This window comes from Arthrobacter glycogeni, assembly GCF_054510815.1.
The window spans coordinates 81,818-105,633 of sequence record NZ_JBTNDV010000013.1 but is presented as its reverse complement, the minus strand read 5'-3'; the positions used below and the strand labels follow the sequence as shown (position 1 = coordinate 105,633).

Annotated in this window: 17 protein-coding genes; 6 read left to right on the top strand and 11 right to left on the bottom strand. The window is 64.6% G+C overall.

From position 1 onward, the window contains the following. Window positions 1-118 precede the first annotated feature (118 nt). Window positions 119-895 (bottom strand): type 1 glutamine amidotransferase domain-containing protein, encoded by a 777-nt coding sequence (locus ACX80G_RS14050; protein ID WP_459308339.1) that lies wholly within the window; start codon window positions 893-895, stop codon window positions 119-121. Window positions 896-1,113: 218 nt separating this feature from the next. Further along, window positions 1,114-2,361: a M20 metallopeptidase family protein gene (locus ACX80G_RS14045; protein ID WP_459308337.1), complete on the bottom strand. Its 1,248-nt coding sequence runs from the start codon at window positions 2,359-2,361 to the stop codon at window positions 1,114-1,116. 304 nt (window positions 2,362-2,665) lie between these two features. Here ACX80G_RS14045 and ACX80G_RS14040 point away from each other — a divergent pair, with 304 nt between their 5' ends. Further along, window positions 2,666-4,348 (top strand): DEAD/DEAH box helicase, encoded by a 1,683-nt coding sequence (locus ACX80G_RS14040; RefSeq protein ID WP_459308336.1) that lies wholly within the window; start codon window positions 2,666-2,668, stop codon window positions 4,346-4,348. Between the two features lie 168 nt (window positions 4,349-4,516). On the opposite strand, the gene ACX80G_RS14035 is transcribed toward ACX80G_RS14040, so the two are convergent. Then, entirely contained in the window at window positions 4,517-5,941 is a 1,425-nt protein-coding gene (locus tag ACX80G_RS14035; RefSeq protein WP_459308335.1) for an amino acid permease, read from the bottom strand. Between the two features lie 120 nt (window positions 5,942-6,061). Here ACX80G_RS14035 and ACX80G_RS14030 point away from each other — a divergent pair, with 120 nt between their 5' ends. Beyond that, on the top strand, window positions 6,062-6,463 hold the full coding sequence (locus ACX80G_RS14030; protein WP_459308333.1) for a YccF domain-containing protein: 402 nt from the start codon (window positions 6,062-6,064) through the stop codon (window positions 6,461-6,463). Here the strand turns inward: ACX80G_RS14030 and lepB are convergent. The 7 genes from lepB to ACX80G_RS13995 form a co-directional block, all read right to left on the bottom strand. After that, window positions 6,460-6,948 (bottom strand): signal peptidase I, encoded by a 489-nt coding sequence (gene lepB / locus ACX80G_RS14025; protein ID WP_459308331.1) that lies wholly within the window; start codon window positions 6,946-6,948, stop codon window positions 6,460-6,462. The genes ACX80G_RS14030 and lepB overlap by 4 nt on opposite strands. Beyond that, complete coding sequence (locus ACX80G_RS14020) at window positions 6,936-8,366, bottom strand: multicopper oxidase family protein (RefSeq protein ID WP_459308329.1); 1,431 nt, start codon at window positions 8,364-8,366, stop codon at window positions 6,936-6,938. The genes lepB and ACX80G_RS14020 overlap by 13 nt, the downstream gene beginning before the upstream one ends. A 246-nt stretch (window positions 8,367-8,612) precedes the next feature. Then, window positions 8,613-9,953 carry a sensor histidine kinase gene (locus tag ACX80G_RS14015; protein ID WP_459308328.1) on the bottom strand — a complete coding sequence of 447 codons (1,341 nt, stop codon included), beginning with the start codon at window positions 9,951-9,953 and terminating at the stop codon, window positions 8,613-8,615. Further along, a complete protein-coding gene (locus tag ACX80G_RS14010) occupies window positions 9,946-10,635 on the bottom strand; it encodes a response regulator transcription factor (protein WP_459308327.1) in 690 nt (229 codons plus the stop codon). The genes ACX80G_RS14015 and ACX80G_RS14010 overlap by 8 nt, the downstream gene beginning before the upstream one ends. Before the next feature lie 190 nt (window positions 10,636-10,825). Further along, entirely contained in the window at window positions 10,826-11,794 is a 969-nt protein-coding gene (locus ACX80G_RS14005; protein WP_459308325.1) for an AfsR/SARP family transcriptional regulator, read from the bottom strand. 97 nt (window positions 11,795-11,891) lie between these two features. Then, window positions 11,892-12,440 (bottom strand): hypothetical protein, encoded by a 549-nt coding sequence (locus ACX80G_RS14000; RefSeq protein ID WP_459308323.1) that lies wholly within the window; start codon window positions 12,438-12,440, stop codon window positions 11,892-11,894. 42 nt (window positions 12,441-12,482) lie between these two features. Beyond that, entirely contained in the window at window positions 12,483-14,429 is a 1,947-nt protein-coding gene (locus ACX80G_RS13995; RefSeq protein ID WP_459308321.1) for a penicillin-binding transpeptidase domain-containing protein, read from the bottom strand. Window positions 14,430-14,583: 154 nt separating this feature from the next. On the opposite strand from ACX80G_RS13995, the gene ACX80G_RS13990 reads away from it, so the two are divergent. The 4 genes from ACX80G_RS13990 (at window position 14,584) to clpB (ending at window position 22,711) form a co-directional block, all read left to right on the top strand. Continuing rightward, window positions 14,584-17,994 carry a hybrid sensor histidine kinase/response regulator gene (locus ACX80G_RS13990; protein WP_459308320.1) on the top strand — a complete coding sequence of 1,137 codons (3,411 nt, stop codon included), beginning with the start codon at window positions 14,584-14,586 and terminating at the stop codon, window positions 17,992-17,994. Next, a complete protein-coding gene (locus ACX80G_RS13985) occupies window positions 17,991-18,908 on the top strand; it encodes a GGDEF domain-containing response regulator (RefSeq protein WP_459308318.1) in 918 nt (305 codons plus the stop codon). Before ACX80G_RS13990 ends, ACX80G_RS13985 begins: the two co-directional genes overlap by 4 nt. A 57-nt stretch (window positions 18,909-18,965) precedes the next feature. Then, window positions 18,966-19,964, top strand: a complete 999-nt coding sequence (locus ACX80G_RS13980) for an aldo/keto reductase (protein WP_459308316.1) — start codon at window positions 18,966-18,968, stop codon at window positions 19,962-19,964. A gap of 149 nt (window positions 19,965-20,113) precedes the next feature. Continuing rightward, complete coding sequence (gene clpB, locus ACX80G_RS13975; RefSeq protein ID WP_459308314.1) at window positions 20,114-22,711, top strand: ATP-dependent chaperone ClpB; 2,598 nt, start codon at window positions 20,114-20,116, stop codon at window positions 22,709-22,711. On the opposite strand, the gene ACX80G_RS13970 is transcribed toward clpB, so the two are convergent. After that, the gene (locus ACX80G_RS13970; RefSeq protein ID WP_459308313.1) at window positions 22,708-23,796 is read right to left on the bottom strand and encodes a hypothetical protein; all 1,089 of its coding nucleotides are present in this window, start codon (window positions 23,794-23,796) and stop codon (window positions 22,708-22,710) included. The genes clpB and ACX80G_RS13970 overlap by 4 nt on opposite strands. Window positions 23,797-23,816: the final 20 nt, after the last annotated feature.

The following is a 23,816-nucleotide window of genomic DNA, read 5'->3' as shown; positions in this document are numbered from 1 at the left end:
AACGCGCCCGTAGCAGTGGGCTGACATGGACCCGCGAACGCGAGTTTTCCACCCCGCTACCGCGGGCGCGCCGCCCACGGTGGTGCCGGTGGCGGTGCGGCCCCCGGAGTGCAGTCGGTTAGTGGTCGGACTCGGCTGCTGCTGCGGCTGCTGCCTTCTCGGCGTCCTTCTCTGCGCGTAGTGCTGTGGCTTCGTCCTGCTCCTCGGCCTTTTCCTGGTGAATGACCTCAGCGAGGAGCTTCTCCATTTCCTTCGCGACACCGCCGGCGGAAGCCGGGTTCTGGCCTGTGACCAGTCGCTCGTCAACGACCACCTTCTCTTCGAAGACCCCCGCCGACACATGGGTGGCACCCTGTTCTTCCAGACGGTCCGCCAGGAAGAACGGAACGATCTTGTCCTTATCGGCAGCAACTTCCTCATCGTTGGTGAACGCTGCAACGCGCTTACCTTCAACGAGTCGCAGACCATTCTCCAGCTCAACGTTCAGTAGGCCGGCCGGACCGTGGCAGACAGCCCCGACCACACCGCCGGCGTTGTAAACGCTGGCTACCAGATTCTGCAAGCCTTCACTGTCCGGGAAGTCCCACATGGTGCCGTGCCCACCCACCAGGTACACGGCGTCGTACTGCGACGGGTCAACCACGTCTACCCGGGCCGTGTTGTAAAGCCCAGCCTTGGTCGTTTCGTCTTCGGTGAAGGCCACCTGAATGGGGTCGGAGGTGTCGACTTCGTCACGGGGAGGCTGGCCACCCTTGATGGATGCGAAGTCAACGAAGTGGCCGGAGTCTTTGAAGACCTTCCACGGGTGGGCAGCTTCAGCCACGTTGTAGCCGGTTTTCTCGCCGGAGTCGCCGAGTTCGGAAACGCTGGTCAGTACAAGCAGAACTTTTTTCATTGAGTGCTCCTCTAGTCGTTGATTCCACCCTAGGCGAGGAGCACCCACAGCGCACCCCACAGGAAATGGCGCGCGCCGGCTAGCGCTGCAGAAACTGGCTAGCGCTGCAGAAACCGATAGTCGCGCTAGTCATATCGGGCGCGGTCGCCGGTTTCTGCAGCGGAAGGGGGCAGCGTGGGTGTTCGACGCCGCGGCGGTCGCCCGTGCAGGAATTGGTGCTACCCGACTTGGCTCACGACGGCGGCCAGCCCGGCAATCCGCGACAGAGCAAGCTGAGCGTAGAGGGCCGCACCGTCGCCCAGAACGTTGTCGTCGAAGGTGGCATACGGGGAGTGGTTGAACGCGCTCTGCAGCGGGTCCGCTCCCGGGGCGACTGCCGAAAGGAACACGAAACTGCCCGGCACCGCGGCCAGGACCCGGGAAAAGTCCTCCGATCCGCTCAGCGGCTGCGCCATCCTGCTGTACCGGTGGGAGCCAAACAGGTCGGCGATGACCGTCTCGGCCCGCTCCGTCTCGGCGTCGTCGGTCACGGTCAACGGATACTCGGTCGAGTAGTCAACAGTCACCTCAAGACCGTGGGCGGCAGCAATACCCTCTAGTAGCCGCGGCACCACCACTTGCATTTTTTCCCGGTTCGCCTCCGAGAACGTCCGCACCGTGGCTTCGAACACCGCCGATTCGGGGATGATGTTGCGTTTGGTGCCCGCCCTGAGCACGCCGACGGTCACCACCACCGGATCGAACATGTTGAATTGCCGGGTGACCATCACCTGCAGCGCAGTCACCATCTCGGCGGCTGCGGTCACCGGATCCTTCGCCAGATGCGGAGCCGAACCGTGCCCGCCCGCTCCATGCACCGTCACATGCAACCCGTCCGAGGCGGACATCAGGGTCCCGGGGCGCGTCGACAATAGCCCATTGGGCGCGAGTGCCGACATCACATGGAGCCCATACGCGGCGTCGGGCCTGCGTCCGGCCGCCTCCAGCACTCCCTCGCGGATCATCACCCCGGCGCCGTCAAACCCCTCCTCGCCGGGCTGAAACATGAGAACGACGTCGCCCGCCAGCTGGTCCCGCCGGCCTGCAAGGAGTGTGGCGGCCCCGGCCAGCATGGCAGTGTGCAGGTCGTGTCCGCACGCGTGCATCGCTCCATCGATGGTTGACGAGTACACCACTCCGGTCTGTTCCTGGACGGGCAGCGCATCCATGTCCCCACGCAACAGGACCACCGGTTTCTGGGCTGACGCGTGGGATCCCTGACCGCGGAGCACTGCGGTCACCGAAGTAGTGTCCCGGCCCAGGGTGACCTCATAGGGCAATCCGTCGAGCGCCTCGAGCACTCGTTCCTGGGTTCGAGGCAGCTGCAGGCCAATCTCCGGTTCCTGGTGAACGCGGTGGCGCAACCGCACCAGGTCGTCATGAAGCCCTTGCGCGTCGGTGAGCACTGTCTCGGTGGAGTTGGTCATGGCGGCCTCCCGGTAGCTGTGGTGTCAGTCACTTTTACCCCCAGTTCACGGCCAAACCGCCGCCGACGCAAGTCTCGGGGAGCATTCGTTGATACACTAAGGGGACTTGCCTGCGTGTCGGCTTGCCTGGAAAGACTCCAACGCAGCCGGTTATTACCGCAGCTTGCGTCGATGAACGCTTTCTTTTGTCCCGCATTCGAGCTCACAACATTGGAGCGCGGTTGACACTGTTTGACTTTTCTTCGGCGACCCCCACTGGTCAACCGATTCGTGGGGAAGATGAGAAGAAAGTTCGTGTACATACATGACTACTTTTGCTGCACTCGGTGTGCCCAAGGCACTGGTCCAAACCCTTACCGCCCAGGGGATCACCGAACCGTTTCCCATTCAGGTCAAGACCCTTCCGGACACGTTGGCTGGCCGCGACGTCCTGGGCCGCGGCCGCACCGGCTCCGGAAAAACCCTTGCGTTCGCCCTTCCGATGGTGGCGCGCCTGGCCGAACAGGAAGCCGCCTACCGGCGCAAGCCGGGACGCCCCCTGGCGCTGGTCCTTGCACCGACCCGTGAGCTCGCCACCCAGATCAACGCCACCATCGAGCCGTTGGCAACAGTGCTCGGGTTGAACACCACAGTCATTTACGGTGGAGTGTCCCAGGCCCGCCAGGAAAAAGCCCTGCGCGCTGGTGTGGACATCGTCATCGCCTGCCCGGGCCGCCTTGAGGATTTGATGCGTCAAAAGATCATCACCCTTGACGCCGTCGAGATTACCGTGCTGGACGAGGCCGACCACATGGCCGACCTCGGCTTCCTTCCCGTCGTGAAGAAACTCCTGGACACGACGCCCAAGGAAGGCCAGCGCCTGCTGTTCTCCGCGACCCTGGATAACGGCGTGGACAAGCTCGTGCAGCGGTACCTCACCAACCCGCTGACCCACTCCGTTGACGATCCTCAGGCGTCGGTCACCACCATGGAGCACCACGTGCTCCTGGTCGGCGACCAGACGCAGAAGAAGCAGCTCATCGTTCAGCTCGCTTCCGGCAGCGGACGCCGTCTACTCTTCATGCGCACCAAGCACCACGCACGCAAACTGGCCAAGACCCTGACCGACGCCGGCATCCCTGCCGTTGATCTGCACGGCAACCTGTCCCAGAACGCCCGTGATCGTAACCTCGCCGAATTTTCCTCCGGCGATGTGCGGGTGCTCGTTGCCACCGACGTCGCCGCCCGCGGCGTGCACGTTGACGACGTCGAACTGGTGGTCCACGTGGACCCACCCACCGAACACAAGGCGTACCTGCACCGCTCGGGCCGCACGGCGCGTGCCGGTTCGTCAGGCACCGTAGTCACGATCACCCTGCCGGAGCAGAAGTCCGAGGTCCAGAAGCTGATGCGCGCTGCCGGCGTTGACGTCGCTTTCGAGAACGTTAAGGCCACGTCGCCGCTGGTCGGCAAGCTTATCGGTGATATCGCCGAGAAGGTTGACCCCCGCACCCGGGCGTCGCTGGTCGCAGCACGTGAGGCACAGCGCGGCGGCGGCACCTCTACCGGAGCCAACGCCCAACGCAAGCGCCGCGGTACCGCGGCCCCTTCGACGGGTGGCCGTGGCGGACGTGGAGGACGCGGACGCGTCGCTGCCGAGCCGAGCGGCAACCGGTCAGAACGCCGTCAGGATCAGCCGCGCGGAGCCCGCTTCGGCGGCCAGACCGCCGGTTCGAATGGCGCAAGCGGCGGCGCACGCCGTCGCGACGACGACCGTCCAGCCAGCTCGGGAACCGGGGGCGGCGGCAACCGCAGCCGCCGTCCGGCTAGCGGTGCCAGGGCGACCGACGTCGCCTCCCACGGGCAGTCATCGCACAGGTCAGGTGCTGCTGCCAAGCAGGAGCCGGGCAACCAGCGCAACCACACTCCGTCGACTGGTGCAGGACGCCGGCCCAGCGGGCCGCGCCGCGCCACCGCGCCGGCGTCGAATGATCGCCGGACGAACTAGCTAACCCCCGCTAGGTGCCCTTCCCCGTCCGGGGAGGGGCACTTTCGTTTAACGCCACCGGTCGACGGTGAGATATCCGGACGCACCGGATCAATCTAGACTTCCGGGGTGGGAATATCGGACCCGGATGTCCAGATTGACCACCGGAACGGAACGGGGGCCAGCTGGTCAGATCCCGTCGTGGACCACTTCCACATAGCGGGGGCTGTTCGGGTTCATGACCGAGTTACGCCGGCTGTAGCCGAAGTAGACGACCAGGCCGATGAGCAACCAGACACCGAAGCGGGCCCAGGTCTGCCAGTCCAGCTGGAACATGAGGAACGCCGAGGCGATGACGCCGAAGATGGGGATCGCGGGCATCAGCGGCAGCCGGAAGGTGCGGGGCTGGTCGGGCCGCTTGTACCGCAGCACGATCACGGCGATGCAGACCACCACGAACGCGGCAAGGATCCCGATGTTCGTGAGGTCCGCGATGATTCCGATCGGGAAGACCCCCGCAAGGAAGGCCGAGGCAACTCCGGCAATCCAGGTGACACGTTGCGGGGTGCCGTTGCTATCGGTCCCTGAGAACCACTTCGGCAGCAGGCCGTCCCGGCTCATCGAAAACCACACCCGGGTGACGCCGAGCAGGAAGGTGAGCATCACTGTCAGGATGGACAGTACAGCGAAGGCCGAGATGATCGTCGCGATCACCGGCAGCCCCACCGATTGGAAGGCGACGGCGAAAGCAGCGCTGGTGTCGAGGTCCTCCCAGTTCTGCATCCCGGTCAGGACCAGTGTCGCGAGAACGTAGAGGACCATGGCGATGGCCAGAGACAGGATGATCGCCTTGGGCATGTGTTTCTTGCCGTCGGTGGCTTCCTCTGCGGCGGTGCTCATGGCGTCGTAGCCGAAGACCGCGAAGAAGACTGTGGCGGCGCCGGCGAACACCGCGCCGAAGCCATTTGGGATGAACGGCGCGTAGTTCTGTCCGTCGACGAAGAAGAACCCCAGGCCGATGATGAACAGGATCAGCAGGATCTTCACCGCTACGGCAACCAGTTCGAAGCGCCCGAAGGTCTTGGTTCCCCTGCTGAGGATGAACGTGATGAACAGGCACACCACGATCGCCGGAAGGTTGACCAGTCCGCCTTCCAGGGTATCGGGGGTGCCCTGCATCCAGATCGGTACCTCGATGCCGATGCCCCTCATGAACTCGGTGAAGTATCCCGAGATGCCGATGGCCACCACAGCGACGATGGCAATGTACTCCAGCAGCAGGTCCCAGCCGATGAACCAGCCGATGAATTCGCCCAGTGCGACGTAGCCATAGGTGTATGCGGAACCCGCGCGGGGGATCATCCCGGCGAACTCGGCGTACGATAATGCCGCTGCAGCGCTGGCCAGTCCCGCGATGAGAAACGAGATCAGCACGGCCGGGCCAGCCCCTTCGCCGCCTTCCTGGCCGCTCGCCACCAAGCCTGCAAGGGTGAAGATGCCCACGCCGATAATGCCGCCGACGCCGATTGCCGTCAACTGCCACAGGCCCAGACTTTTGAACAGGCCACTCTTTGCCGCCTCGTCGTCCATCTGGGCGATCGACTTCCGCCTCATAATTGAGTGTGGATTTTGCTGTGACATGGTTCCTCCGTCAGGGTAGCGAGTGGATGTGTGCACTATTTTCAGGGATGTCCCCCATAGACCAGATGAGACCTTTGAAGGAAGAATAGACCCATGAACGCACTTCTGAACGTAATTTGGCTGATTTTCGGCGGCGTTTGGCTCGCGCTAGGCTACGTCCTCGCTGGCGTGATCTGCTGCCTGCTGATCGTCACCATCCCGTTTGGGATTGCCTCCTTCAGGATCGCCGCCTACGCTATCTGGCCCTTCGGACGGTCGATAGTGGACCGGGGCGGCAGGGCGTCCACGCTCTCGACGCTCGGCAATGTGATCTGGATTGTTGTCGCAGGTATCTGGCTGGCTATCGGGCATGTCCTGACGGCGATTCCCATGTTCCTGAGCATCATCGGCATTCCCCTGGGCATCGCCAACCTCAAAATGATCCCGATCTCCCTGACACCACTTGGCAAACAAATTATCGAGACGCATGGCAGCCGGGTCCCGCAACTGCGTTAGCGCCCACCGCCGGCTGCCGGCCAAATTATGGGAGTAGTCAACCGTTCGACGGCGACTGGCCCGAAGTCCCGCGAATCAATGGAAGTACTCCGATTGTCACCGAGCACAAAGACATGATCCTCAGGGACCGTGACGGGGCCAAAGTAGGTGCCATCGATGCTTTCGTAGTCAACGAACGCTTCGTCGGCGCGAACCTCGTCAATGAAAAGCACCGCATCCCGGATTGCTACCGTCTGCCCCTCGACGCCGACGACGCGCTTGAGGGTCAACGCCCCGTCCGTTGGGTGGGGAAACACCACCAGGGATCCAGCCTCCCCGGCTGGCTGATGTTTGTAGAGCAGCACGGTACTTCCCTGCTGCACCGTCGGCTCCATGCTGTCCGACGTCACGGTGAACGGTTCCAGAACCCACAGCCGGAGCCCGGCGAGCAGGGCAACTCCTAGCAATGCCGCGCCGAGGGCCCCGCGGGGTCCTAGCCGTCCCATGTTGCCGGTGCCGCTGTAATCGGATCGTTGGGATCGAAGGAGTTTTCGTCCAACCCGACCCGAAACTGAACCATCATGTCGTGATCCTCATGCGGGAGGTTGTGGCAGTGCATCATGTAGCGACCCTGGTGCGGCCCGAACTTCATCAACAGTCGAACGGTCTCTCCTTCGCCGAGATAGACCACGTCCTTTGGCCCCTTTTCGTAGGGGAACGGTACCCGACCGTTGCGGCTGAGAATCTTGAAATCTATCAGGTGGATATGGATGGGATGGAACCATCCACCGGAACTGTTTTCAAACTCCCAGATCTCCACGGCGTTCAGCCCGGGATCAGCGATGACCCGTTTGTATCCGCTGGTGATGACGTCCTGCCAGGTTTCTCCGTTGATAGTCCACATGTTTGAGAGGTCGTCACGCTTGACCCTGAATTTGCGCACTTTACTGGCTTCGGCTGGGTTGAGGTCCATCACCGGGTTGCTGGTGGTGAGTTGTACCGGGATGGTGTTCCAGGTGGGGTCGTCCTTGTCGACAGGCTCGTCGGTGATGTCAAATGCCATGATCTTGTTGGTGAAGTCGTAATCCACGTTGTTCTTGTTCGAGAGGTTCCGCAGCTCGATCCGTTGGCCGGTAGCGTACTTCCGGAAATCGATGAGGATCTCGTATCTTTCCGCGGAGGCATGCCGCCAGGAGGCCACTGCCTGGGACATCGGCAACAGCCCGCCGTCGCCGCCAACAACGGTCACCGGGTCGCCGGTACTCAGGGTGGGCCTTAGCGATCGGGAGATGCAGCAATTGAGGATCCGGAACCGGTAGACGCGTTTCTGCACCTTCATAACGGGCCACGGGCGGCCGTTGACCAAGATAACGTCGCCCCACAGCCCCGAGTGAGTGTTGTCTGCGTAGTTGAGGTTGCCGTTCGCCGCGAAAATCGCGTCGGAGATGCTCAGAGCCACATCGAACTTCCCCTGAGGGAGCAGCGCCCGCTCGACCGGGTCGTGGAGGTGATACTGCGCGACCAGCCCGAAGTAGACGTTGAGGGCGGTGAAGTGGACACCGTGGTCGTGATACCACAGGGTGCGCGCCGGCTGAAAATTGGGGTAGTGATAGTCCTTGCGGAACCCGGGACGGGTAATGTCGCTGGCGTATCCGTCGAATTGGGGCAGCGAGGCAGAGCCGTGCAGGTGAGTCGAGGTCGTCAGGGGATGGCCGTCGAAGGGGTGGATGGGCGGCAACTGGTTGCGGACCGTCAGGACCGCCTTTGTCCCCTGGTCCAGACTGATCGTGGGACCCGGGAAGATGCCGTTGTAGCCGAGGATCTGGGTCTTTAGTCGCGGAAGGATTGCTGCGGTAGCGGCCATTTCCGTGAGCGTGTAATGATTGACCGGTGCGCCGTCCAGGGGGTCAATGCTTGTCGACACCGGTTGAAGGATGGGGGCCTGCGCGAATTGCGCTCGAAACGGGAGGGGCAAGTCCCGTGGAGCCAGGCGGCTAATGGATTTGGCGTCGACCGAACGTGTCGGAACGAGCAGGGTACCCGCGCCTAGCGCCCCCAATCCACCTCCGAGTAGCACTTGTCGACGTGAGATAGACATGATGGCCTCCTTCGAACGGTATGCTCCAGAATGCCAAAACGTCCTTACAGAAACCCTGTGTTCGTGGTGAGGTTACGCGGCGGAGGGCACGCGGCTGAGCGTCGCGATGACCGAGGTGCCGCGGCCCCCACCGGACAGCACCTGAAGGGATCCGCCAGCCTCTCTGATGGTGTCATGCATGAGCCGCAACCCAAGATGGCCGTCGGGCGAACCATCCTCCGGATTGAACCCGCGTCCGTCATCCCTGATGGTCATGACGGTGCTGGTGTCCTTCTTCAGCAACGATAGGTGGACCGTGTTCGCCTGCGCATGCTTGACAGTATTGGTGAGTACTTCCCGAGCCACCCGATACAACATGACCGCGTGGTCGCGGTCCATCTCGCAGTTCTCCGGAACCTGCAGCGCCACGTCGATGCCCTGTTCGCGGAGGGATTCCGCCAACCGGGTCAAAGCGGCAGGAAGGCCGAGTTTGTCCAGGTCAGGCGGGTAAAGCTCACTGGTCATGGCCCGCAGGGTCCTGACGTTTTCCTGAAGGATTGACCGGACGCGGCCGAACAACAGGCGTTGAGAGACAACACCGCGTTTCTCTTCGGACTCCATGGCGTACGACAGGCCGGCCAGGTCCTGGATGACCTCATCATGCAGGTCCCGGGCAATTCGCCGGCGTTCCAGATCGGACGCTTCAATGGCGTACTGCAGCAGTTTGCGTCGGGACACCTCGTGCGCCTGGATCCGGCGGGCGAGCCGGACAGCTGGTATCAGCTGCGCCATTTGAAGGACGCCGAAGGCAAGGAGGAAAATCGGAGCGATCGCCAAAAGCACGAGAGCCTGCTCTTCGCGCACGCCCTCGTCGTCGTAGTACGCCTCGAAGACCAGTTGCTCACCGGTGGCCGCCGCCGATGTGACGTATACCTCCACCAACTCCCCCGAGTCCGCCTCATACTCGTTTTCCAGTTCCTGCTGATTCTCCAGACTCGCGGTTCCGTCGGCTCCGGCGAGCAGGCCGGGGCCGGGACCTGGGAGGTCAAACCGCTGGCCGATCAGGGATGGTACGTCCGAATACACGATTCGGCCGTCCCTGTCCCACACCTTGATCCGTCGGACGTTGCCCCGTTCCAGCCAGGGTTTCAGACGGGTGTCGAGCTCCTCGATGGCCGCAGGGTCGCCTGCGATCAGTTGCGCTGTAATCAGCGGGCTGACGGCATAGTCAGCGAGGCGTTGTGTGATGAGCTGCGCATTGTCGAGGGCGTGGCTCTCAGCCTCCGCGCGGATCCAGAAGGCCACGGGCGTGGCAATCAGCACCATGACAAGCAGTCCGGTGAGGAGGAACTGCCCCACGGCGCTCCGAACCTTGGAACGCTCGGCAACTGTCTCTTTGGCGGCTGGTGGCCTCTGATGCCAGGCGCTATCCATGCCGATGATCAATCAGGAGCCCGAGGTTGGCGGCCACCGCAACTGCCTCGAGTTGTGAGTGCGCTCCTAGCTTACCGAGGATGGACTTGACGTAACCACGGCAGGTGTTTTCGGTGATCCCGAGTGCTCTCGCGTTGGCGCGGACGTCGTGTCCCGCCGCCATCAACTTGAGCACCTCCAGTTCGCGCTGCGTGAGAGCGGCGAACCGGGATCCCAGCCCCTGTGTCTTCCGCCGCGCACCGAGCTGGGTGACGAGGAGCGGGTGCACCATCATTCCGCCGTTCCGTGCGTGCCGCAGGGTTTCCAGAAGGGTGGCCAGGGAACCGTCCTTGGGCAGGAAAGCACAGATACCGCTGCCCGCAGCCCGGGTCAGCGCCCGCGGGTCAGGATCGCCAGTGAGCATAATCACACGGGTGTTCGGGGCCAGGGCAAGGATCTGCTCGGCCGCAGTGATGCCATCGCCGTCGGGCAGGTGATAGTCCATCACGACGACGTCGGGGCGCAGCAACATGAATTGCCTGATCGCCGTACCAATGCTGGTCGCGAATCCGACACTGGCCAGATCGGGTTCCCGTGCGAGGGCTTGGGCCAGCAACTCGGCGAAAGTTGCGTGGTCGTCGACGATCAGGACGCGGATTTGGCTCAGCTCGACGGGAACGGCATCGGCTGCAAGAACTGTCATGACAATCACCCCTACGGTGTCACGCCCCAACAGCTGTGTGTGTAGTTTGAGTATGCATCCTCACGGGCGGCGAAACCAGTAAATGGTGCGGAAATCTTGACCAAATACTCGGCGAATCCTGAGGAGCCCATAGGGAGCCCCGTGGGTTGTGGCAAACCAGCTGGTGATCATGCCACTTTCGGTCGACGTGTCAGGCAGTTGCCAGGGCCCTTTGCAGGAATGAGGACAGCACCTCACCCGCAAGGCGGACGGTCTTCCCGATCGCGGGCTCAGCCGGGACTGGACTAAGCTCGGTAGGCCCCTCTACCCGGCCATGCAGGATCAGGAGAGCCGAAAGTACATCGGCCAGCTCAGACTTGCCGGCTGCCGTGGCACGCAGCAACCGGACCTGGGCATCCCGCAGTTTCGGCCCAGGGGTACAGCCGAGCTCGAGGTCCAGGGTGCGCCGACACCGCTCGTACGCCTGGAGGCCCTCAGTGTGACGCCCAGCCTGCTCCAGCGCGGAAACCAGTGCCGTCCACGCGCCCTCGTTCAGAGGGTCAGCATCCAGGGCACGCTCCGCCCAGCGGACTCCGTCACCCGGGTTCTGCAAAGCGCACGCGATCTCGGCGGCCTGTATCAGGGCGGACGTGACCCGGGCGGAATGCTGGGCGCGCTCTTCCTGCGCCCAGTCGGATCGAAGCTCATCGGCAAGCAGCGGGACAGCCGACAGTTCAAGGGCCTGCTGGAGCAGGGGATAGGCGGTTTGGGGCGAAGACGCCCGAACCCCACGCAGGAGGGAATTGAAACGGTCCAGATCGAGATCCACCAGCGATGGATCCATGACGTAGCCGCCGTTCGAGGTGCGCAGGACCCCCGTCTTGCCTGCGCCCGGTTGCAGGTGGCGCCGCAGCACGCTGACGTAGCTCTCCAGGGTCGCAATGGCCTCGGCTGGCGGGTGGTCGCCCCAGAGCTTTTCAATCAGACAGTCTTTCGACACCGGTGTTCCGAGTTTTAGGAGCAGGATTTCGAGGATCTGGCGTGGTTTGGGCCCGCCAAAGTGGTGCGCTTCGAGGACGACATTTCCCCGGCGGACCCGCAGCTTGCCGATGATCTGGATTGATAGGTGATCGGGTGGTGGGCCAGGACGGTTGGCCGGTGGTTGATTTGTAGCATCCATGATGTGCCCCTAGGTTGGATGCTTCAAATTTTCCGCTTCTCACTCACCACCGAGGAAGCCCCATCTGGGTGGTAAGCACCCCCAAAGTTGGGGGTGCTTACTGCCCGCCGGAGTGGTGGGCGGTGCCGAGCGAGAGGCGTACGCCGTCGTCGTTCTCAAGTGTCAGGAGGATCGCCTGGTCTGGCAGCTCGAATATGAGGGTAGCGGTGAGGTTGTCCCCTTGAGCCAGGAACGCCGATTCGATCGGAGCCCACACCACGTCATGACGGTCGGTTCCCACCCCCGCAACAAAGTAGTCGTCGGCGTCGAAGGCCACCCCATTGGGTTCAAGAGCCGTCAGCTCCAGCAGCACCCTGACCCGGTGTGAACCATCCCCAGGAGGATTGCCAAGCCAAGTGGGGCTGCCTTGAGGTTTCCAGTCGTCTGATTCGAGGGGGATGATCCCGTTGACGCGGCTCAACCCACCGGTAACGGCGGCCGAGGCACCGAGTGGAACGCTGGGAGTTTTCTCCTGGGACAGTGCGATGTAGACGAGACTGCCGACGATGAGTAGCAAAACGGCAGGGATGAGAGCAAAGCGACGCCGTCCCGATTTCGGGCGGGTGGGAGACGCAACCGATCCGGGGGGTACATTGTCGATGGCCATGCCACGATCATCACCGATTGACCATGGGAAAACCCTGACCAGCTACCGGGCGGCGCCGCGCAGGAAGGCATCCATCAGCGGTCCGCCGGAGGTCGAGCCCAAATCGCCTTCCTCCACAAAAACCGCTACTGCGAGATCCCCCTGCAACGCAACAATCCAGGCGTGGGTGCGCGGCGGCACCTCATCGCCGAACTCGGCGGTACCCGTTTTGGCGAGTACCGGTTCACCCGGTACATCGGCGAGGACTGTAGCTCCGCCCTCAGCGACGACCGCGGCCATCAGCGTGCGCAGCGTCCCAGCTTCGTCGCTGGTGAGGGTGCTTGGGGTGCCAGCGGGCGACGGCGATGCACTCGCCTCCGCCGTCGGCTCGGAGGCGAGCAGGGTAGGAGTAACCCGTTCGCCGGCCCCGACGCTGGCGGTCATGACGGCCAGCGCGAGTGGGGAGACCAGAACCTCGCCCTGGCCGATCATCGACGCTGCATGTGCTGTGCCGTCGGCGACGTCCGGCACCGATCCGAAGAAGGCAGGGATGCCGATCGGCGATTCGACGCCCACGCCAAGGTCAGCGGCCGCCGCGGCAAGTTCTTCCTGGGAGACAGCGTCGCGGGTCGCGATAAACCCGGTGTTGCAGGACTGGGCGAAGGTCTGCAGCAGCGGGATCTCCCCGAAGAACGCTGCAGGGAAGGTGCTGGCGTTGTTGAAGGTCCTGCCATCGACCACCAATTCCTCGGTGCACTGGGTGGGGGAGTCAGGGGTGAACCCCTCGCGCAGCAGGGCCAGGGAGGTGGCGATCTTGAACGTTGAACCTGGCGCATACTGGCCCAGCAGGGCAGTCTGTAGTCCGCCGCTGCCGGGGCCGTTGGCCACGGCGAGGATCTTTCCGGAGGAGGGGTGCAGCGCCACCAGCGCCGCCGCAGACGGCTCGTCCTGGAGAACCTCCTCGGCGAGGGACTGCAGTGTCGGGTCAAGGGTTACTGTCAGCGGTTCGCCCGCCGCCGGATCCTTTTCGAAGAGGACCGTTGGCTCGGGCTCCGGCGCGGGCTCCAGTTCGACGCCGTCGGCAGATTCCGGCGGTGCTGCGGAGATAACCAGCCCGGGGGTGCCTTCCAGCTGCTCGTTATGCTGGAGCTGCAGCCCGGACAATCCAGTAATGTCACCGGATTCGAGTTCCCCGCCGGATTGGTCGACCATTTCCGCGCTGGCCTGCCCCACAGCTCCGAGCAGTTCCCGGGCGAACGTCCGGGTGGGGGCCAGGGCAATCTCGTCTGGAATGGCCAGGGCGCCGGGGACGGCGTCGAGCGCCTCATCGGTGACGGTCCGTGACCCATCGTCACGGAGCACTATTCCCTCGACGAACGCTTCCGGTCCGGCTTCCGCCACCCGGGCGGCGAAGCCTGCCGGGTCGACGCCCACCAGATCGGCAAGGTCGGTGGCGGAGCTCGCCAGCTGGTCGTCGTCGAGCCGGGTTTTGTCGATGCCAACGCGGAGTACCGGACGATCCGTCATCAGCACCTCGCCGCCCGCGCCGAGGATGTCGCCGCGGGTGGCCGGGACTGCCGACACGGCCAGGACGTCCCCCGCAGCCAGGCCGGCGACCGCGATGCCTGGATCCCAGGCGACCTGCCAGACGTCATCGGTCCGGGTGAGCTCAACGGTGGTGCTGTAGGTCCAGTCGTCGTCGCTTGCGTCCACATCCCATACATGGTTCAGCAGGACGGTGGCCTGGTCCTCGGAGGCTGACTCGACGGCGGCGACTGATACGGCGGGTGACCGCGGCGCGAGCGCAGCGGTGATCGCGGCAAGTTCCTCATTGACAGCGGACACGGATCCGGTCGAGAACGCGGATCCGGTGACGTCGAGCGAGCTGAGGCCCTCAGCGAACGCCGCGGCGGCGTCGTCGGCGGTCGGCCCGGTGTCGGTGCAGGCGGTGAGTGTGAGAGCGAGAGCCGCAATAGCGGCCACTGTTGTTGGTCGTTGAAGGTTCCCCATTGAGCCATTATTGCCTACCCTCCACGGTGAGCCGTTACGCTGGCAAGAAGTCATAGAGACACGAAAGCGAACAGACACGACGGCGCGGTGAGAGGCCACCCCAAGGGTCAGCGCTCGGCGGGTCGCTACCGAGCCCGCTCTGAGAGGATTCCGCGTGAGCACACCCGTCGTTGGGCAGCAGGCTCCGACCATGCGCATGAGTAGCGGACACTGGTGGTTGGTGGGGATATTCCTTGCCGCAGCCGTAGCGATTGGCAGCTACCTCACGGCGAACAGGGGGGAACCCCTGGCCCAGGACATCGGGAATGTTGGCCTCCTCGCCTTCAGCCTGGCCGCAGCGGCCAGCTGCGCCCTGAGCTCCCGGCGGGACAAGGAATCCGCCAGGGCGTGGTGGCTGATGTCGGTGGCTGCGCTGGTTTGGTTCGGTGGCCAGGTGGCCTGGACCTATTTTGGGATGACCCGGGACCATCTCTATCCCTTCCCCTCGGTCGCCGATATCGGCTTCATCGGCTACGCCCTCCCCGCGACTGCGGCACTCTTTCTCTTCCCCCGCCCGCCCGCGACCCTCGTTTCCCGCCTGCACACGCTGCTCGACGGCGGGGTCATTGCCGGCAGTATGCTCTTCATCAGCTGGTCGACGGTCCTGGGGCCGTCGTACCGGGCCTCCGACGAGAGTGTCCTCGGCAGGCTCACGGGAACGGCGTACCCGGTGGTCGACGTGACGATCATTTCCCTGGTCCTCGTGCTGGGCATCCGACGGCCGGTAGGGGACCGGCTGCGCTGGTTCTGCATGGGCGGCGGCCTCCTTGTTTTGGCCATCACCGACAGCGTTTATGTCCGGTTGGTGTTCGAGGGTGTCGACGGCGCCACCGGATCGCCGCTGGTGATCGGCTGGATGCTGGCCTTCGCGCTCATCGCCCTTGCACCACTCGTCCCGCGCAACCCGAGCGCCGGCGTCGACCGGCACCGCTACGCCGTCGGGCTGGAATTGTTGCCCTACGCGCCGGTACTCGTGGCGATCATTGTCGCGGCAGTCATCGTGGTGGACGGCACCTATCCGGTCCAGCTGTGGATCGGGATTATCACCCTGGCGCTATTGGTGGTCCGCCAGGTCCTGATCGTGATTGAGAATGTCACCCTCACCAGGGGGCTGGCGGACCAGGTGGCGGCGCGCACAGCGGAACTCGAGGGGCTCGGTGCGATCGTCACCTCGTCGTCGGACGCGATCATCGGTTCCACCCCCGACGGGAAGATCGTCAGCTGGAACCCCGGAGCGGAGCGGATCTTCGGCTATCCAGCGGCGGAGACCCTGGGCAAGGACAAGGGGTTTTTGGTGCCTGAGGCGGCGCGGGAAGCCAACGACGCCGCGCACACCCAGGTGCACGACAGCGGAGAAAGCCACAGCTTCGATACCGCGCGGACACGCAGCGACGGATCAGTGGTGCAGGTCGCCATGACCATCTCGCCTATCTGGTCTGACGGATCGGTGCGCGGGCTCGCCACCATCGCCCAGGACATCAGCGAACGACGCGCGGCGGAGGCCGAGTTGCGCCGTGCCCGGGAGGCAGCCCTCGAAGCGACCCGGCTGAAGTCGGAGTTTCTCGCGACGATGAGCCACGAAATCCGCACCCCAATGAACGGTGTGATTGGACTGACTGGGCTACTGCTCGATACCCCGTTGGATTCCACCCAGCGCCAGTACGCGCAAGGCGTCAAAGGAGCGGGCGAGTCCTTGCTGCTGCTGATCAACGACATTCTCGACTTCTCGAAGCTGGAGGCTGGCCGGATCAACCTGGAAATGGAGTCCTTTGACCCGCGGACTCTCATCGATGAGGTAGCAGCCCTCCTGGCGGAGGGAGCGCGCCGGAAGGACGTGGAAGTGATTGCCTACTGTACGCCCGAGGTTCCGGCTCAGCTGATCGGCGACGCCGGGCGCATCCGGCAAGTACTGCTCAACCTTCTTTCGAACGCCGTGAAATTCACTGCCGCCGGTGAAATCGCCGTTCGGGTATACCGTGTCGAAGACGCCGGCGCGCTCACCGAGGGTCAGTCAATGATTCGGTTCGAGGTGCAGGACACGGGCATCGGGATCGCCGCGACTGACCACGAACGACTATTTGAGTCATTTGCCCAGGCGGACGCGTCGACCACCCGCAGGTATGGCGGCACCGGGTTGGGCCTGGCCATTTCCCGTCGGCTCACCGAGGCGATGGGTGGGACCATTGCGGTTGCCAGCACCCCGGGGACCGGGAGTACCTTCTGGTTTGACCTGCCGCTCGACGGGGGCCAGACAGCCAGTCCGCCGGAACCGGGCCTGCTCAACGCACTGCGGGTTCTGGTAGTCGACGACAACGCGACCAACCGCCTGGTGCTGCAGTCACAGCTAGGATCCTGGCGGATGCAGACCGAAGCCGTCGAGGATGGCCCCGCTGCTCTGGGACGCCTCACCGCCGCGGCTCACGCCGGCGAACCCTTCGACATCGCGGTGCTGGACATGTGCATGCCGGTGGTGAACGGGATTGAATTGGCCGAGGCTATTTCCAGCAATCCCGAGCTGTCGTCGACCCGGCTGATTCTGCTGACCTCGATCGGGCGCATCGACCGTGACCGGCTTGCCTCCGCGGGGGTATCTGAATGGCTGACCAAACCGGTGCGGAGTTCGGCACTCTACGACCGTTTGATGCACTTGATGAGTGATACTGACGTCGATCCGACGCCCGAAGCGATCCATTCACGAACCGTCCAGCTCCAGGAACCGGACTCGGAGCACGGGCCCAGCCCGAGAATCCTCGTGGTCGAGGACAACGCGGTGAACCAGTTGGTCGCCGAATCGATGCTCCTGAAGCTCGGGTACCGGGTGGATCTGGTCGGCGACGGCACCGAAGCTGTCAAAGCCACCTCCCACGAAACGTACGCGGCGGTCCTCATGGACTGCCATATGCCGGTCATGGATGGCTTCGAGGCCACCCGGGCCATCCGCAGCCGCGACGCCGCGCACCTGCCCATCATCGCGATGACGGCCGGGGCGCTCAGCGAAGACCGGGAACGGTGCCGCGCCGCGGGCATGGACGACTACCTATCCAAACCGGTGGACCTGGCCCTCCTGCAAACCACTCTGCTGCGCTGGGTGCACACCCCCGGGGTGCCCGCGTCCGGGGTGACAAGGTCGGTGGTGTCAAGGTCGGTGGTCGACGACGACGCGCCCGCCCGCGAGGCCCGCCAGGTGGTTGACCCGGCCCGGCTGGCGATGCTCCGCGGGTTGGGTGCCGACGACGGGTGGGGAGTGCTGCCCGCCGCGGCAGCCGCGTTCCTGGGCGCCGTTCCGGCTGACCTCGCCGAACTCAGGGGCGCCATGGAACGTGGGACCGGTCTGCGGGACGCCGCCCATAAGCTCCGGGGAGCCGCCTCGAATATCGGTGCGGACGGTGTCGCGGCGATCTGCGGCGAACTGGAAGACGCATCGCTCAACGACTCGGTCATCCACCCGGAGACGCTGGCCGAGCTGGAAATAGAGCTCGAACTCGTTTCAGCCGCACTCAACGAATCCGTGAAAGGGGCCCCGTGAAAGTCTTGGTGGTCGACGACGATCCCGGCTCGCTGATGGTCGCTAAGGCAGTGGTGGAACAGTCAGGCTACGAATGCCTGTCCGCGACCAACGGCGACGCCGCCTGGGACCTGTTCCAGGAGTATCAGCCGGAGGTGGTGGTCACCGATTGGATGATGCCCGGACTGGACGGGTTGCAACTCTGCAAGGCTATCCGCAGTGGCGAGACGGATACCTACACCTATCTGGTGCTGTTGACGTCGTTTGGCTCCCAGGACGACGTCCTGGCCGGTATGGATGCTGGCGCCGATGACTATGTCACCAAACCGCTGGACCCGTTCACCCTGCGCACCCGGCTGATGGTGGCCCGCCGGGTGACATCGCTGCACGCCCAACTCGGGCGGTACCGCCAGGAACTGGCGAGGCAGGCACGGACCGATCCGCTGACCGACCTGGATAATCGGTTGAAGCTGACCGAGGACCTTGAGCTGCTCCACAATCGGAGCCTGCGCTATGGCACGCGGTATTCCCTGGCGCTCTGCGACGTGGACTACTTCAAGAGCTTTAACGACCTGCTGGGGCACCCTGCCGGAGACGGCGCGCTCAGGGCGGTTGCGCAGACGCTGACCCTGCTGTCCAGGGACACCGACGGCATCTACCGTTACGGCGGCGAGGAGTTCCTCCTGATCCTGCCGGACCAGAGCGAGAACGACGCGCGGGTAGCGGTGGATCGGATCCGTGCCGGTATCCAGTCCCTGGGCATTGAACATCCCGGCAACCCGGAGAAGGTGCTGACGATCAGCGCGGGAGTCTCATCGTTCACGCCCGACCATGCGGTGGGCAGCGGCCAACTACTCAAGGAAGCTGACGACGCCCTCTATGCAGCGAAGGCGGCAGGCCGGAACCAGGTGGCCTGTTCCAGCCGGGCCCGGTAGGCCAGAGCCTGCGTCAGCCTTGCGCCCACCACCAGGGGAAGGCTTACGATGCCTTCTATGACGATTCCCAGAATTGACCTTGCCAGCGGTTTCACTGTCAGCTCCCAGGGGTTTGGGGGCATGGCATTGACCGATGTGTACGGGGGCATGAACCAGGTCGAGGCGTTAGCCACCCTCAACCATGCGGTGGACATCGGCGTGACGTTCATGGATACGGCCGACGTCTACGGCGCGGGCAGCAACGAGCAGCTGATGTCCCAATTGCTCAGGCACCGGCGCGATGAGGTGCAGCTCGCCACCAAATTTGGGATCCAGGGCAGCCCCGGGGAGGGGTATTCGGGGATCCGCGGCGACGCTGGCTATGTGCGTGAAGCGGCCGAAGCGAGCCTTGGCCGGCTCGGAACGGAAGTCATTGACCTGTATTATCTGCACCGGCGTGACGCCCGTGTCCCTATCGAGGAGACGGTAGGGGCCATGGCCGAACTGGTGACCGCCGGGAAAGTGCGACAGCTTGGCCTGTCCGAGGTTACCGCCGCTGAACTCCAGGCGGCACACGCGGTGCACCCGATTGCCGCAGTCCAGAGTGAGTGGTCCATCTGGAGCCGCGACGTTGAGTCATTGGTGGTGCCGATGGCCGCCCGGCTGGGCATTGGGTTTGTCCCCTACTCCCCGCTGGGGCGCGGCTTCCTCACCGGCACCGTCCAGGCGTCAACGCTGGGCGACGGCGACTTCCGCCACCGGGTGCCACGCTTTGGGGCTGACGCTCTCACCGCGAACGCGGCAGTCGTCGAAGCGGTTCAGGCTGTTGCGGCCGACGCCGGCGTCACCGCAGCGCAGGTGGCGCTCGCCTGGCTGGCGGCGCAGGGACTACGGTTCGGGCTCCCCGTGGTTCCCATCCCGGGCACGCGCAGGCAGAGCCGCATCGACGAGAACGCGGCTGCCACGACTGTTGTCCTCTCCGACGCGCAGCTCGACATGCTCGACGGCGCCGCCGCACTTGTCGTGGGGGAGCGGAGCGCCGATCTGAACTGGGTCTCGCAGGGAAGAGAGGCTTAGTCCTCTACCGATCGGCAAAAAGTGGTGCTCTACTAGGGGCCGGAGCGGAACCGTATGCTGTCAGCGAACCAGGCATCGTTCCCTGCTTCGGACAAGTTGAGCGAGGTAGACTCAACTTGACGGGTCATTGCTGTTCGAAAGGTTGAGTCATGGACGCCAAGTTCACCACCAAGAGCCAGGAAGCGTTGTCCGCTGCCGCGATGAACGCCTCGACCGCAGGCAACCCCCAGGTTGACCCGGCGCACCTGGTGAAAGCCTTAATGGATCAGCGTGACGGCGTGGCGGTGGCCCTCCTCAAGTCATCGGGTGCAGACCCCGATGCGGTCAGCACCTGGGCGAGCGCGGCGATCAAGGCCCTGCCGTCGTCGTCGGGCACCTCCACCGCGCAGGCGCAGTTCTCCCGCGATACCCTGCAGGCCATCAAGGCCGCCCAGCAGGAGGCCGAGACGCTGGGAGACAGTTTCATTTCGACTGAACACCTGCTCCTGGGCCTGGCTGCGGGCGCCGGCGCGACGGGCACCCTCCTGCGCACCGCCGGGGCCTCACGGGATGCGCTCGCGGCAGCCCTACCGGGGATCCGGGGCGACCGGCGGGTGACCAGCCCCGACCCGGAGACCACGTTCCAGGCGTTGGCGAAGTTCGGCGTCGACCTGACTGAGATCGCCCGGTCGGGGAAGCTCGATCCGGTGATCGGACGGGACAGCGAAATCCGCCGCGTCATCCAGGTCTTGTCGCGCCGCACCAAGAATAACCCCGTGTTGATCGGCGAGCCGGGCGTCGGAAAGACCGCAGTGGTCGAAGGACTCGCCCAGCGGATCGTGGCCGGCGACGTGCCCGAGTCGCTGCGCGACAAAACCCTGATCAGCCTGGACCTCGGCTCGATGATCGCCGGCGCAAAATACCGGGGCGAGTTTGAGGAACGGCTCAAGGCGGTCCTTGAGGAAATCAAGGCTGCAAACGGGCAGGTGATCACCTTCATCGACGAGCTGCACACAGTGGTTGGAGCTGGCGCCTCCGAAGGCTCCATGGACGCCGGCAACATGCTCAAACCCATGCTGGCCCGCGGCGAACTGCGGCTGATCGGCGCCACCACCCTTGATGAGTACCGCAAGAACGTCGAGAAGGATGCGGCCCTGGAACGGCGGTTCCAGCAGGTCTACGTCGGCGAGCCCAGTGTGGAAGACACCATTGGCATCCTCCGCGGCCTGAAGGAACGCTACGAGGCTCACCATAAGGTCACCATCGCTGATTCCGCCCTCGTGGCGGCGGCCACCCTCTCCAACCGGTACATCTCCGGCCGGCGGCTCCCGGACAAGGCGATCGACCTCGTGGACGAAGCCGCCTCCAGGCTGCGCATGGAGATCGACTCGGCGCCCGAGGAAATCGATCAACTGCGCCGCTCGGTTGATCGGCTCACCATGGAGGAGCTGGCGCTGGCGGGGGAGAGCGACGACGCTTCCCAGGACCGGCTGCACGCCCTCCGCGCCGATCTGGCGGACCAAAAGGAAAAGCTTGCAGCACTCAACGCCCGGTGGGACGCCGAGAAGGCGGGGCTGAACCGGGTCGGTGATCTCAAGGCAGCACTCGAGGACCTGCGCTCGCAGGCCGAGCGGGCCCAGCGGGACGGTGACCTGGAGCACGCCTCGCGGCTGCTCTACGGGGAAATCCCCACCCTGCAACGCGAACTCGACGCGGCGCAGGCCGCGGAACCCGAGGGCACGCCCTTGCCGATGGTCGCCGAGGACGTTACGACCACAGATATTGCCGAGGTGATCTCAGCGTGGACCGGCATCCCGGCCGGACGCATGCTGCAGGGCGAAAGCCAGAAGCTCCTGCACATGGAACAGGTGATCGGATCCCGCCTGATCGGGCAGTCCACTGCGGTGGCCACGGTCTCGGACGCGGTCCGCCGCGCCCGCGCCGGCATCGCCGACCCTGACCGCCCCACCGGCTCGTTTCTATTCCTCGGGCCCACCGGGGTGGGGAAGACGGAACTGGCGAAGGCCCTCGCCGACTTCCTGTTCGACGACGAGCACGCGATGGTGCGGATCGACATGTCCGAATATTCCGAGAAGCACTCGGTTTCCCGGCTGGTGGGAGCCCCGCCCGGGTACGTCGGCTACGAGGAGGGTGGGCAGCTCACCGAGGCGGTGCGCCGCCGCCCCTATAGCGTGCTGTTGCTCGACGAGGTGGAAAAAGCCCACCCCGAGGTCTTCAACATCCTGTTGCAGGTGCTCGACGACGGCCGCCTCACAGATGGGCAAGGCCGTACCGTCGACTTTCGTAACGTGATCCTGGTGCTGACCTCCAACCTGGGATCCCAGTTCCTGGTTGACCCGTCGCTGTCCGACGCAGCGAAACGTGATGCGGTGATGGCCGTGGTGAACTCGAGCTTCAAGCCGGAGTTCCTGAACCGGCTTGACGATGTTGTCTTGTTCGATGCGCTGAGCCTTGACGAGCTCTCCCGCATCGTGGATCTGCAGGTACAGTCCCTGGCATCCCGGCTGCACGAGCGTCGCCTGAACCTGACGGTGACCGATGCTGCACGCGAATGGCTTGCCCTGACCGGGTTCGACCCAGCCTACGGTGCCCGACCCCTCCGGCGGCTAGTGCAGCGCGAAATCGGCGACCGGTTGGCCCGGGGCATCCTGGCAGGAACCATCAACGACGGCGACACGGTGCTGGTGGACCGCACCGGTGAAGCAGACGGTCTCAGCGTGACCGCGGAAGTGCTCGAGAGCCGCTAGTCGGTGATGAGGGTGTCGCTGATGATGTTACCCTCGCTGCTGGTCACCAGGCAGTCCAACCGGCGGTCGCCGTCGGACCAGGCGTTTTGCTGCGGTGTGACGCGAAAGAGTTCGAGGTTCTCGTAGCGGGAGACGGCAGTCTCATCGAGGTCGACGCCGTCGCACACCTGCTGTGCGCGGAGGGCCAGCGCGTCCTCGCCGGGAAACTGATCACCGTCAGCGTAGAACTCGGTGGCGAGCAACTGCGCGTTGTGCGGGGTTGAGCAGGTCACCACTGTTGATCCGGTGTTGATGTCGACGAAGTCCCGCAGGCACTGGCCCGCGTCGAGATCAATGGGCAGGACATCCTCGGCAATAATGCCGTCGGCGCCCGGTGCGCCGTTGCTGATCGGTTCCGTGTCCGGCGAGGATGTCAGGCCGCTGATGAGGGCTATCAGAGCCCAGACCAGCAGTCCCAGGGCCAGCAATCCGAGGAGCGCCCCGCCGATCAGAAGGCCCCTGGTTCGTTGGCCTTTGCCCGCCGCCTTTCGTCCGTCGCGGCGTCGGGCGGGTTGGGTTCCCGCCGGGGGGAGCCCATAGGGCCCGCCGGCCGGTTCGCCCGGCTGCCCTGTGGGCGGCTCCAGGTAGCTGTCCTGCGGGGCAGCCGGGCTTGGTGGAACGGCGGGGGCGACAGCCGGCGGCGGCGTCCGGCCGCCTGGCAGGCCAGCCGGATCGGTGGTGGGGACTTCTGCCGGGGAATCGGTGGGGCTCGCGGCGCTGACGGGGCTGAAGGCGTCGACGTCTGATGCGGGGTCGGCGTCGTGAAAAAGCCCGTCCCACCGCTGTCCGTCAGTCGCCGCTGCCGTCCACTGGGGGGAGTCGCTGTCAGCGGCGAAGCTGGGCTGCGCCCGGTCGGACTCGACGCGGGGATCCCCGGCGAGGGGCGGGTTTGGATCCGCTGCGGCTTCGGCATCACCGGGCTGCACGGCACCCGGGCCCACGAGTTGTGTCTCGTCGGCTTCGACCGGCTCGGGGTGCCGGGCTTCAGCGTTACCCTTCCCGGGATCGGATGCGGAGCCCCGCGGGGTGTGCTCCTGATCGCGCATGGTGTTCCGCCCTGCCTTCT